This is a genomic window from Endozoicomonas sp. G2_1 (genome assembly GCF_017744155.1).
Classification (GTDB): domain Bacteria; phylum Pseudomonadota; class Gammaproteobacteria; order Enterobacterales; family Alteromonadaceae; genus JAGHQT01.
The window spans coordinates 283,626-295,868 of sequence record NZ_JAGHQT010000003.1; the positions used below are offsets into that span (position 1 = coordinate 283,626).

Annotated in this window: 13 protein-coding genes; 8 read left to right on the forward strand and 5 right to left on the reverse strand. The window is 43.3% G+C overall.

The window, feature by feature from the left end; all coding sequences use genetic code 11:
• Positions 1–55: 55 nt before the first annotated feature.
• A complete protein-coding gene (locus J7384_RS06355; RefSeq protein WP_209112214.1) occupies positions 56–1,063 on the forward strand; it encodes a hypothetical protein in 1,008 nt (335 codons plus the stop codon).
• Here J7384_RS06355 and J7384_RS06360 read toward each other — a convergent pair.
• From J7384_RS06360 to coaBC, 5 genes are all read right to left on the reverse strand, one after another.
• Entirely contained in the window at positions 1,055–3,688 is a 2,634-nt protein-coding gene (locus J7384_RS06360) for an EAL domain-containing protein (protein WP_209112216.1), read from the reverse strand. The genes J7384_RS06355 and J7384_RS06360 overlap by 9 nt on opposite strands.
• A gap of 180 nt (positions 3,689–3,868) precedes the next feature.
• Positions 3,869–4,735, reverse strand: a complete 867-nt coding sequence (rpoH, locus tag J7384_RS06365; RefSeq protein ID WP_209112218.1) for an RNA polymerase sigma factor RpoH — start codon at positions 4,733–4,735, stop codon at positions 3,869–3,871.
• Positions 4,736–5,122: 387 nt separating this feature from the next.
• Positions 5,123–6,592 (reverse strand): aminoacyl-histidine dipeptidase, encoded by a 1,470-nt coding sequence (locus J7384_RS06370; protein ID WP_209112220.1) that lies wholly within the window; start codon positions 6,590–6,592, stop codon positions 5,123–5,125.
• 81 nt (positions 6,593–6,673) lie between these two features.
• Positions 6,674–7,258 (reverse strand): nucleoid occlusion factor SlmA, encoded by a 585-nt coding sequence (slmA, locus tag J7384_RS06375; protein WP_209112222.1) that lies wholly within the window; start codon positions 7,256–7,258, stop codon positions 6,674–6,676.
• Positions 7,259–7,348: 90 nt separating this feature from the next.
• Positions 7,349–8,566, reverse strand: coding sequence for a bifunctional phosphopantothenoylcysteine decarboxylase/phosphopantothenate--cysteine ligase CoaBC (coaBC, locus tag J7384_RS06380; RefSeq protein WP_209112224.1), 1,218 nt, complete (start codon positions 8,564–8,566; stop codon positions 7,349–7,351).
• A gap of 101 nt (positions 8,567–8,667) precedes the next feature.
• Between coaBC and radC the strand changes: the two genes are divergently transcribed.
• From radC to J7384_RS06415, 7 genes are all read left to right on the forward strand, one after another.
• A complete protein-coding gene (gene radC / locus J7384_RS06385) occupies positions 8,668–9,339 on the forward strand; it encodes a DNA repair protein RadC (RefSeq protein WP_209112226.1) in 672 nt (223 codons plus the stop codon).
• A 117-nt stretch (positions 9,340–9,456) separates the two neighbouring features.
• The gene (locus tag J7384_RS06390; protein WP_209112228.1) at positions 9,457–9,771 is read left to right on the forward strand and encodes a PilZ domain-containing protein; all 315 of its coding nucleotides are present in this window, start codon (positions 9,457–9,459) and stop codon (positions 9,769–9,771) included.
• A gap of 89 nt (positions 9,772–9,860) precedes the next feature.
• On the forward strand, positions 9,861–10,529 hold the full coding sequence (locus J7384_RS06395) for an AAA family ATPase (RefSeq protein WP_209112230.1): 669 nt from the start codon (positions 9,861–9,863) through the stop codon (positions 10,527–10,529).
• Positions 10,516–10,929, forward strand: coding sequence for a hypothetical protein (locus J7384_RS06400; RefSeq protein ID WP_209112232.1), 414 nt, complete (start codon positions 10,516–10,518; stop codon positions 10,927–10,929). The genes J7384_RS06395 and J7384_RS06400 overlap by 14 nt, the downstream gene beginning before the upstream one ends.
• Before the next feature lie 296 nt (positions 10,930–11,225).
• On the forward strand, positions 11,226–11,462 hold the full coding sequence (gene rpmB / locus J7384_RS06405) for a 50S ribosomal protein L28 (RefSeq protein ID WP_084692866.1): 237 nt from the start codon (positions 11,226–11,228) through the stop codon (positions 11,460–11,462).
• 11 nt (positions 11,463–11,473) lie between these two features.
• Positions 11,474–11,629 (forward strand): 50S ribosomal protein L33, encoded by a 156-nt coding sequence (rpmG, locus tag J7384_RS06410; protein WP_033078277.1) that lies wholly within the window; start codon positions 11,474–11,476, stop codon positions 11,627–11,629.
• Between the two features lie 108 nt (positions 11,630–11,737).
• On the forward strand, positions 11,738–12,220 hold the full coding sequence (locus J7384_RS06415) for a hypothetical protein (protein ID WP_209112234.1): 483 nt from the start codon (positions 11,738–11,740) through the stop codon (positions 12,218–12,220).
• The last annotated feature ends 23 nt before the right edge of the window (positions 12,221–12,243 follow it).

Below are 12,243 nucleotides of genomic sequence, written 5' to 3' on the forward strand. Positions count from 1 at the left end.
CAGTAAAGAAAGCTCGTCGCAAGTTTTGCGCTGTTACATTATCAAGGAGTAGGGTTTGTTTGGTGATGAATTATCTCGGTTAAAAGCGATGAGTTTATTGACGCTGAGTTTATTTGCTTGCAGCTGTTTAGCCGATCAGCAAGAAACCGCCAATGTCGAAGTTGACTCGGTTGAAAATACTCGCCAACAGCCCGAAAACAGCGATGATTGGATGGAGCAAGTTCACGACTCAATTGCCAGCGGTGTTTATCAGTCAGCCTATTGGTTTGACAGCTTTTTCAATGATAACCCCGATGATCAAAAAATGCCGGAGACCAAAGCGAGGATCAGATTAGCTTGGGCACCTAGGAGTCGAGATTTTGCTGAATTTAAAGCGCGCTTTCGCCTTAAAGTTCACCTGCCTCATTTGGAAGACCGAGTTGATTTGATTCTATCTGATGATAGCAACGAAGTACTCAGTGAATTACCGCTTGAGTCGTCAAAAAACAATACTGACTTTGAGCAAGAGCGCTTTTCTGCGGCAATTCGCTATTTAGAACAGAAAAATGACGATAGCTTAATGGATTACCGCCTCGGTATTTCTGGTGGTGATATTTTTACTCGAGCTCGCTATCAGCAGAGCTATCAATGGTTTGATAAACACAGTTTAAAGCTAGAACCTGCGCTATTTTATTTTTTAGATGATGGACTAGGTGCTCGTTTTTTGCTGGAATACGATTATCAGCTGTCGGCGCAGAGCCAATTTAGGTTTGACTATAGTACCCGTGGCTCTGGGGCGTTTAGCGGTTTGCGTTGGAAGCATGGCTTTTATCATCTGCGCCACTGGAGTGATCAATCAGCGGCTATTTGGGCGTTGCAAATTGAAGGACAGCGCAATGGTGAGCGCGGTTTTGTCACCGAAAATACGACCTTGAGTTATCGCTATCGCTTTAGCGCAATTAAAGACTGGTTGTTTTTCGAAGTGGAGCCGTTTCTAGAATGGCCTGAGGCTGATAATTACAAAACGACACCGGGAATTGCATTGAGAATTGAGGGCCACTTTACCAAGAGCGGTTCAAGCTGACACAGATAAATTATCGTCGTTAAGCTCTGCGCTATTTTCGGGCTCTGACGACGCCAAGCGCGCTGGTCGACTGATGTGATAACCTTGGCCAAATTCACAACCGGCTTGCTGAAGTTTGTTCAACATCTTTTGCGACTCAATACCTTCTGCGACAAGTCGGTAACCAAACTGCTCACCTAGTTGATGAAGCGCTTTGATCAGCGTTAAGTTTTTATCATTGGTATTTATCGCTTTGATAAAACTCTTATCTAGTTTAATAAATTCAAACGGATAACTATGCAAGAAACTAAAAGATGAGAAACCTGAGCAGTAATCATCGAGCGCGAGTTTGACCCCAGAGCTTTTGAGCTTGCGCAAACCTCTTAGTGCAAGTTCTGTATTTTGTAAAAATGCCGCTTCGTTAAACTCTAAAATAAGTCGTTCAGGCTGGTGTGTACTTTGTTCGATCAGTTTAATTAACTGATTGACTTTGTTAGCTTGTACCAAGTGCTTGCCAGACAAATTTATACTGATAAAGACATGCTGGTAATCATCTTGTTGTTGCCAGTACTGGAGTTGCTGACAAACCTGCTCAACTACCCAAGCCTCGATAGCTAAAATGAGGCCGTTTTCTTCCGCGGTAAGCAAAAAGTGCTCGGGGCTAAGTAAACCTTTGCTTGGATGTCGCCATCTTAGCAAGGCTTCAAATGCCATCGGCCTAGGGTCGTTTAAATTAGAAATTTTTTGGTAGTGAAGTTCAAATTGTTGCTGTTCTAAAGCAACTCGCAACTCTTGCTCTAATGTCATTGTTGCAATTAATTGCTCACGCATACTGTCGTCAAAGAAGACGTAACGACCGCGGCCCAATGCTTTGGCTTGATACATGGCAGCATCCGCGTCACGCAGAATTTCGTCGGCACTTTGGTAATGTTGACGACAAGGCGCAATACCGATACTGGCATTGGAGAACAATTGGTTTTCTTGAATTTCAAATGGCAGGCTTACTTGCTCTATAATTCGAGTCGCGATCTCTTCGATATCTTCTTGGCTATTTGGCGAGTCCAATAAAATGACAAACTCATCGCCACCTAAGCGCGCTAATAAATCGTTGTCACGGACACAATACTTTAAGCGCTTGGCAATCTCGATTAAAAACTCATCACCCGCTTGATGACCTAAGGTATCGTTGATCATTTTAAAGCGATCTAAATCGATAAACAGCACGGCAAATCTGTGGTTAGGATGGCGTTTTAAATGTCTCAGTGCATGTGCTAATCGATCGGAAAACATGGCGCGATTCGGCAACCGAGTTAGGGTGTCGTGATGGGCGTCAAAATATAACTGAGCTTCTGCTTTTTTTCGCTCCTCAATTTGCATGACTAACTTGTCATTGGCTTGTTGCAGGGCTTGTGTGCGTTGGTCAACCATGCGTTCAAGCGCAATCTTGTTTTCCATCGCTTGCTGTTGCCGGCGTTTGCGCACCACTGCGGTGGCAATGTGTTGACTGATAAAGCGAATCAGTGACAAATCACTATCTTGGTAAGCATTTGAATCGTGGTAGTCCTGCAGGGTCAAGACACCAAAAATTTGCCCTTGTTCAACCAGTGGTGCGGCTAACCAAGCGGCCGACATATCATCTTGTTGGCGCTGCTGATTAATGGCCTTAACACTGAGCTCGCTAACATCTGCCAAACTCTTGATTTGTTTTGAGGTGACTAGCACTGGTGCGCCTGTATCGAGCACAAGCTGTAATAGTACACTGTTGCTTGGCTGTAGACCTGGGTTGAGCATGCGCTCATCAACAAAGTACGGGTATTCGACGTGATCAAGGTCTTGAGTTAGTAAGCCAATATAGAGATTCTGGGCCGGAAGCAATGGTTTTACGCGCTGATGTAAATTCCGATAAAAGTCATCAATCGTTTGTTCTGTTGATGACATTTGTGCAATTTCGAGTAAGGCGGTGTGAACCTGTTCTATTTTTTGTCTTTCGAGTATTTCTTGTTGCAGCTTTTGATTCGCTTCTGTGAGCTTTTGGGTGCGTTCGATAATGCTTTGTTCAAGGTACTCGCGATTTTTAACTCTGTCGATAGCCGTGACTATGTGTTCGGCAATAAACTCGAGTAATTGGCAATCTCTGTCGTCAAAGTAAAGTTTATTGTCGTAGCTCTTTAGCGCCATCACGCCGATGGTGTGGTGACCGCGCTTAAGAGGGACGCCAAGCCAATCGGTACAGGTAGAGTCGAGCAGGCGAATTTTATTGGCACTAGCTAACGCCATTTGTTCGGCAGCGTTACAGTGAACAGCACTTTGCTGGCGATAAACCAAACCAGTGAGACTGTACTGCCAGCCATCTTGTTCTAGTTTACTGAGCAGGTCTTGTTCTTGTGGGTTGTGACAGAATGCGAGGGACAGTTTTTGCTCGTTATTGAGTAACGCAATGTGAAAACTGTCTGCAATCAACAAGGTACTAACAACATCGACAAGTGCTGGGTAAAAGGCGTCCATGGTCGTTACTTTACTAGCCAATTCAGATAGCTGTAACAATCCCGTTTGCATCGTCTTAAGTTGACGATACTTTTTTAATAGCGACTTTAATTTTGGTAGTTGACGGCTCGCATGAGCATCAAATTTGGCCTTGTCATCCATAAAGGCAAATCCACCGTTTTGTTGTTAGTATTATTTTTAAGCGAACAGTCTAACAAAGTCAGCGCAAGATGCTAGGGGCTTGAGATAAAAAGTTAAATATTTGTGAAGTATTGTAAAGTAGCCAATAAAAAAGCTGGCAAGCCAGCTTTTTTATTAACATTTAGTGCGGTTCGAGGCTTATTATGCAGCCATTGCGCTTTTTAATTTGTTAAGAGCATTCTTTTCCAACTGACGAACGCGCTCAGCAGAAATGCTATATTTGTCAGCTAAATCTTGTAAGGTTGATTTGTCTTCGTCTAACCAACGGGTTTTGATGATATCTTGACTGCGTTCATCTAAGGTCACTAATGCATTGGCTAAACGCTGATTGGCATGAGCTTCCCAGTTGTCATCTTCAACCGCTGTCGCTAAATCTGATTGCTTGTCTTCAAGATATTGAGCCGGAGAGAAGTTACCCCCTACTGAGCCAGCATCGTCGTCGTCCGATGACAATTCAAACGCTTGGTCTTGATTGCTCATGCGCGATTCCATTTCAACAACATCTTTTGTGCTAACACCTAAAGTTTCAGCGACATTGTTGATTTCGTCTTGGCTAAACCAACCTAAACGCTTTTTGTTTTTGCGAAGATTGAAGAACAGTTTTCGTTGCGCTTTAGTGGTGGCAACTTTGACGATACGCCAGTTGCGCAATACGTATTCGTGAATTTCAGCTTTAATCCAGTGAACAGCAAAAGAAACGAGGCGAACACCTACTTCAGGGTCAAAACGCTTAACGGCCTTCATCAGGCCAACGTTACCCTCTTGAATTAAGTCGGCTTGTGGTAAGCCGTAACCAGAGTAGCCTTTGGCAATGTGAATAACAAAGCGCAGGTGCGACATAATAAGTTCTTGTGCCGCTTGTAGGTTGTTGTCTTGATGTAAACGAGTAGCGAGTTCGTGTTCGCGCTCAGCACTTAACATAGGAATGCTATATGCCGATTGCACATAAGACTCGATGCTGCCGCTTTGTGGAACTGTTAATGCCATAGATGGCGTTGAATTACTCATTTAAAACCTCTTTTGTACTCATTCGCTCGCGATTTTAACACAAGCTTTACTGCTATGCATCCGTGCTGAAGGATAGGTTATAGCGATATTATGCCTAATAGACAAGTAAAACTTACAAATGCTTACAAATCAGCATAATTTATTTGCATGACGCTATTGTGACATTTGCAAGGTTGTCATCAACCCTACACAATAAATCAGCTATTTGACCAATTTATTATTGCGATTGTCATAATCGCTTTTTCAATAGTATCGACTTGTCAATGTTATCGATAGCTCAGTAGACCCAAAATTGTGGTAAAAGTTTCATCTATAATGTTTATACAAAGCTTTGGCACTCGGCCGCAGTGTCAGTCTGTGTGACATAGCGGCCGTTGATAAATTAGCCTATGCCTTCGGTGCTTTAGCCAATACTGCTACTAACAACTGCCAGTAGCGTTCGACACTGGCAATATCGACCTTTTCATCTGGTGAGTGAGGGAATTTAATGGTTGGGCCAAATGACACCATATCCCAATCTGGGTAGGCAGTTTTAAACAAGCCACATTCAAGACCAGCGTGAATGACCATAATGTCGGGTACTTTGTTAAATAGCTCTTGGTAGCAGTCGCGCACGGTTTGCATGATGGCTGAATTAGTGTCAGGTTTCCAACCTGGGTAGGCGCCACTAAATTTGATACTTGCACCGGCGAGTTCAAATACAGATTGAACACTGCGCTGGCACTGTGCACGGCCATCATCGTGTAGGCTTCGAATTAAGGTCATCACTTCTAAACGCTTGCCCTTCATACGAATAACACCCAAATTTAGTGACGTTTCAGCAATACCTTCAATTTCATCGCTCATGCGCATGACACCGTTAGGACAGGCGTTAATCGCTCTTAAAACTTGTTGTTGGCAGCTTTGTGTCCAGCACAAGTCAAATTCTTCTGGTGAAATAAGTAAGAAGGAAATATTGCCTTCAACTACTTTTAAGTTTGCTTGTAAACTCGCTTGATACTGCTCTAGTGCTGCTTTGAATGGTGCGATGTCTTTTTCGGCGATCACTAAACTAGCGTTTGCTTCACGCGGAATTGCATTGCGCAAGCTGCCGCCGTTAAGTTCCGTTAGTCTTATCTCAAACTGCTCACTTGCAACTAATAAAAAGTGTCCTAACAGTTTGTTGGCGTTAGCGCGACCGGTATCAATATCGACACCAGAGTGGCCGCCTTTAAGTCCTGAAATTGACAAATTAAAGGCGTTGTAACCTTCAGGTACAGGTTCAAACTCGAGATTGAATACTGCATTGCCATCTATGCCGCCGGCACAGCCCATGTAGACTTCACCGTCTTGCTCTGAGTCAGTATTGACCAATATTTTTCCGTCTAACCAGCCTGATTCAAGGCCAAACGCCCCAGTCATACCCGCTTCTTCGTCAATGGTTACTAATACTTCTAGTGGGCCATGAGGGATATCGTCACTGGCTAATACAGCAAGTGCAGATGCTAAGCCAATGCCGTTGTCGGCGCCAAGCGTGGTATCAGTTGCTGTTACCCAATAACCATCGGCCTCTGAAATGATGTAAGGCTTAATTGGATCGGTCAGGAAGTCATGATCAATATTGGCATTTTTTTGCGGCACCATATCCATGTGAGCCTGTAATATAACGCCTTGGCGATCTTCCATACCTTTAGTGGCGGCTTTTTTGATAATGAGGTTACCAACTTTGTCTTCTTTGACACTCAAGCCCAGTTCAAGTGCCCAAGACTGAATCCAAGCTGAAATCTTTTGCTCGTGTTTTGACGGATGAGGAATTGAACAAATATGTTCAAATAATTGCCATAGTTTGTTTGGGGTCAGGTCTGAAAGTTGAGTCATAAGGCTAGTTTCCTGTTATCTCAAATAAAAAACGCCAGCAAGGCTAGCGTTATTGATGTGGCGATGGCGACTTAATATTTGCTACTTGTCAGCCATCATTACTTGCCATTGTTCGTTAAACTGGTCGCTCGGCTTTTTGCTATAGCCGGATCGAACATACTGGCTAATCTTGCCTTCAGCAAAGGCTACTAACATATTGGCCAATGCTAATTCGCTAACGGCGAAGCTTTTACCTTCTCGCAGTTTACGCTCTCTCAAGATTTGTTTAAATTGCGACTCTAATTTATCAAAAAACTGATTTACTCGAATTCGTAAACGTTCGTTTTCACCCATTAATGCATCACCAGATAAAATGCGGCAAATGCCAGGGTTGCGCTCAGCAAAAATAAGTAACACGTGTAATATGTGATGACAGCGAACCAACGCTTCTTTGTGATCGGTTAAGATTAAATTTACACGCGAGAATATCGACTCTTCGATGAACTCTAGTAAACCTTCGAACATTCGCGCTTTCGATGGAAAATGTCGATACAACGCCGCCTCTGAAACGCCTACTTCAGCCGCTAATTTGGCTGTGGTAATACGCTCACCTGGGCTGGTTTGAAGCATCAGCGCTAAACATTCTAAAATTTGTTGTTTGCGGTTAGTTTTTGGTTGTGCAGGCATAATGGTGTTTCTATTATTATTGTTGTGCTGAAATCAGTCTTAAATTTAAAACAAGTACAAAAGGTTATAGTGCGAGCCAATAAAAATAGTTTACTGGCGCTTAGTAAATTGTTGACCAATGATATTGACTAGCTGGCTGGCCAGTTCGCTTTTACTAGTTAATGGCAGAGGGTATTTATCGTCCTTTGAATAAACGGTGAGCGCATTGTTATCACTGTTAAAACCCTGGCCTTCAGTAGCAACGTTATTGGCGGCAATTAAGTCTAAATTCTTGCGGGTGAGCTTGCCAAGTGCGTATTTTTCAACGTCTTGGGTTTCAGCGGCAAAACCTACGGTAAACGGTTTATCGTTGAGCTTGGAGACATCGGCGACGATGTCTGGATTTTTAACCAGCTCAATGCGCATTTCGTCATTGTCATCGGTCTTTTTAATTTTGTGTTCGGCGACTTCGGCAACTCGATAGTCTGCGACCGCGGCACAGGCAATAAAAATATCCGCTTGTGATGCTAAAGATAGTGCGTGTTTATGCATATCACGGGCACTGCTGACGTCGATGCGCTCGCAGTTTGTCGGTGTTGTTAGGTTAACTGGCCCTGAAATAATAGTAACGTCAGCACCTGCGCGCGCTGCGGCTTGGGCAATCGCATAGCCCATTTTGCCTGAGCTGTGATTTGAGATATATCTCACTGGGTCAATCGCTTCGCGCGTCGGGCCAGCAGTAATGACCCACTTTTGACCTGCAAGTGCACGGATACCGCTTTGCTGGAAAAAGCCAACACTAAGCTCAACCAATTCAACTACTTCTAACATTCGACCTGGGCCAACATCACCACAAGCTTGTTCGCCTGCACCTGGCCCCCAAATAGTAACGCCGCGCTTTTGCAGGCGCTCAATGTTCTCTTGCGTGGCTAAGGCGCGCCACATTTGTTGGTTCATCGCCGGTGCTAACACTAGCGGTGCCTCGCTTGCCAAGCAAATAGTGGTTAATAAATCATTAGCTAAACCGTTGCTGATACGAGCAATGGCATCGGCCGATGCCGGTGCCACCAAAATCATATCGGCCCATTTAGCCAGTTCAATATGCCCCATGGCTAATTCCGCGGCCGGGTCGAGTAATGAGTCTGACACGGGGTTAGCAGATACCGCTTGCAGGGTTAGCGGCGTAATAAAGGCTTTCGCCCCTTCGGTCATCACGACCCGAATATTGGCGCCTTGGTCTTTTAATCGGCGAACTAATTCAGGTGTTTTGTAGGCGGCAATACCACCAGTAATCGCTAATACAATATTTTTGCCCTGAATTTCTGACATATGCTGCTAATCTTAAAAGAGTGGTAAAAATTAGCGGCAGTATATACCCAAATAACCTCATTATGCGAGTATTAGCACCGACAAATTAAAAGGATTTTACTGTGATTAAAGATTGGCCAGAGCACGAGCGTCCACGTGAAAAATTATTGCATCAAGGGGCGAATAGTTTAAGTGATGCTGAGTTATTAGCGATATTTTTGCGTACGGGCGTTAAGGGCTGCCATGTGGTTGATCTCGCAAGGCAGTTGTTACAGCAGTTTGGTAGCATTTCAGCTATTTTCGCCGCCGACCGCTTCAGTTTTTGTCAAAAACAGGGGCTAGGGTTGGCCAAGTTTGTTCAACTGCAAGCGTGTTTGGAAATGAGCAAGCGCTATTTGGCTGAGCAATTACCTGAGCAAACCGCACTGACCAGTTCTGTAGCTACGCGCAACTATCTCATTGCTGAATTAAGAGCCGAGCACAATGAGTTTTTTGCGGCGCTGCTACTCGACAGTCAACATCAAATCATCGGCTTTGAGCGGCTGTTTTCTGGCACTTTAGACAGTGCCACTATTTATCCCCGCGTCGTCGTTGAGCTGGCATTAAAGCAGCAAGCAGCTGCCGTTATTCTTTGTCACAATCACCCTTCAGGAGTTGCCGAGCCCAGTGTTGCCGATCAACAAATTACTCAACGTTTGATTGATGCACTTCGCTTGATAGAGGTTAAAGTGCTAGACCACATCATTGTTGCACAACATCAAAGTTATTCTTTCGCCGAACACGGAAAACTTTAAAAGCGTGTTAATTTTAAACGATTTACTTGCAGTTTAGCGTTAAAGTGTTAAATTTTTAGACAGAACCTAACCTTAGAAGCGTTTTTATGGGCTTCTGTTGTAATGTGAGGATATTCAATGAGTGATGAACTTTATAGCGATGACGACGAACGACGTCAGTCATTTCGCTTAGACATGGAAAAAGAATTAATTGATTTGAGTTGGCAAGATGCCGAAGGCCATGTCCAAGTTAAAAAAACTGCATGTCTCGACTTTGCTCGCGGCGGTATTAAAGTTGACTGTGACCAATCAATTGAAGTAGGTACTGAAGTTGCCGTTACGTTTAAAGCGCATGAAGCTCAAAGCCAACGTTTGAGTGCTCAAGTTATTCGCTGTGCTCTACAAGATAACGGTTGGTACCACATAGCATTGCAAACGATAAACCGCGATTGATTTTGATTTGTTCTATACTGATAAATCGGTATAGCGATTGAACATAACCCAAAAGTACCTTAGAGCAGTAAATAGAAGGACTAAAGTGTATGATGATTTTAGTAGGTGGCGAGAAAGGTGGTAGCGGTAAAAGTTGTCTCGCACAAAACTTGGCAGTGTATTTTGCCAAAGAGAAAAAGGGCATTGTCTTAATGGTTGATTGCGACCCGCAACGCACCACTTCAGATTGGATTCAGGCACGCAACACCGACCCTAGCTTACCAGCAATTAATTGTATTCAACTGTATGGCAAAATTCGCAATGATCTATTGAGTCTCAATCAACATTACGACTATGTCATTGTTGATTGTGGTGGTCAAGATAACCTCGCGCTGCGGGCAGCAATGTCGGTGGCTGATCACGCGATTATCCCACTGCGCCCCAAACGTCGCGATTTAAAAACAGTGCCTCATATGGAAGATATGCTAAGCACGTGTAAAATGGTTAACCCTAAGTTACTGGCATCTTTCGTCATTACTCAATGTCCAGCCTTACCCAATCAAGCCAATCGCATCTTAGAGGCGAAAGACGTTTGTTCTTCATACGGCATAAATGTACTCAATGCGGTGACTTTTAATCGCAATATTTACGATGACAGTGAAGAGAGTGGCTCGTCAGTGCTGGAAATTGACCCAGAAGGCAAGGCGTCGCAAGAAATTGTCGCCATTGCCGAAGAATTATTAGCGATGAAACCGGATAACTCACATGAGTTTAACTGATTTAAAAAAGGGCGCTAAAGGCAAGGGAGATAAAGCAGAACAGGACAAAAAGTTTACTGTTGACGACTTTATTAACGACGCCGATAACTATGCCAAAGGCGTTCCTCAGTTAGTAAGTTCAACGACGGCAGCTCCAGCAGGCAAGCAGTTACAAGAGCTGGAGCTCGACCAAGCGCTCGATATCGCTGAACAGCAGCATGTTCGTTCAAAGCGCAAGGGCGATAAACCGTTTAGACATGCAACTTTCACTTTAAGCGAGCAAGCCATTAAACAGCTATCTGAACTTGCTGAAGAAACTAAACTCGCCAAATCACATATTTTACGTATTTTGATCAATGAGTTAGCTAGCGATGAACAACGTCAACGCTTAACCAAGCTACTCGCGACTAAAATTGACTAAATAATCCAAGTTAAGAGTATCCAAATAATCTTAACTTGGCGGAATAAACAGCGAGTATCGGGTAAAATAACGCATTAATGATGTAAAAATAGTCAGTTTCAGTGAATTTTCTTCCACTTTTTTACCCTTTATTTTTTTGATTTATAAAGATTTTATTAGGTTTTTAGTGAAATTGAAGCTAAAGACTAGCAATACCCTAGTTCTTTCACTATAATATGCCACCTTTTTCAGGATCCCAAGGCGACGGCCATGGGGCAAGATAGCTCGAGCTGAAATTAATTTTTGGAGTGACTCACATGTCTAAAGTTTGCCAAGTAACAGGCAAGAAACCAGTCGTAGGGAACAACCGTTCTCACGCAAGAAATGCGACTCGTCGTCGTTTCTTACCTAACCTTCAATCTCACCGTTTTTGGGTTGAGAGCGAAAACCGTTTCGTTAAATTACGTTTAACTCCGAAAGGAATGCGTATTATCGACAAGAAAGGCATCGATGCAGTATTAGCTGACATTCGTGCCCGTGGCGAGAAAGTTTAAGGAGCCATATCATGCGTGATAAAATTCGTTTAGTTTCTAGTGCTGGTACAGGTCATTTTTATACTACTGACAAGAATAAAAAGACTATGCCTGAAAAAATGGAAATCAAAAAATTTGATCCAAAAGCGCGTAAGCACGTGATCTACAAAGAAGCAAAAATTAAGTAATTTTTCTTTTTTGTCAAAAACCCAGCACTTGCTGGGTTTTTTATTACCTAAAATTCAGTATTATGACTATCTACAATAGTATTGAACCACTGCATTAAACCCTCTGTTATGTTTAGACTCTCTCGGCCGGCTTGGAACAATGTCATTATTTTTTCAATTTTGGCTTTTATTCTGCTCATCAACCTCTCTCAGCAAGGTGCCTTTGAAAGTGAGCCTGAGTACCTTGATACTGAACAAGCATTAATAGGGGAAAACGTTATCGTTGCCCTAGAAATTGATCAGCAATTAAAGATTGAACGTATTGGTCAGGCTTGGCGCGCGCAACCTGCCAATATATCAGGCCAGCGTTTAGCGCAAATGATGGCTTCGTGGCATATTGTTCAAGGTCAAGCAGTGGCACCACAAACAGGCTTAAACCCCAATCAAGCGGTTATTATTAGTATCTGGTTTGCTGGCCGACAAGATGCTAGCTTCTACAGTTTGTATTTACTTGAAGATGCTCTGTTAGTGCTCAATCACGACAATCAACAATGGTTTCAATTAGCGCGACCATTGTATTTTCAGTTGTTGCCAAAAGCGCTACAACTATAATCTAATACGAATTGATATTAGCT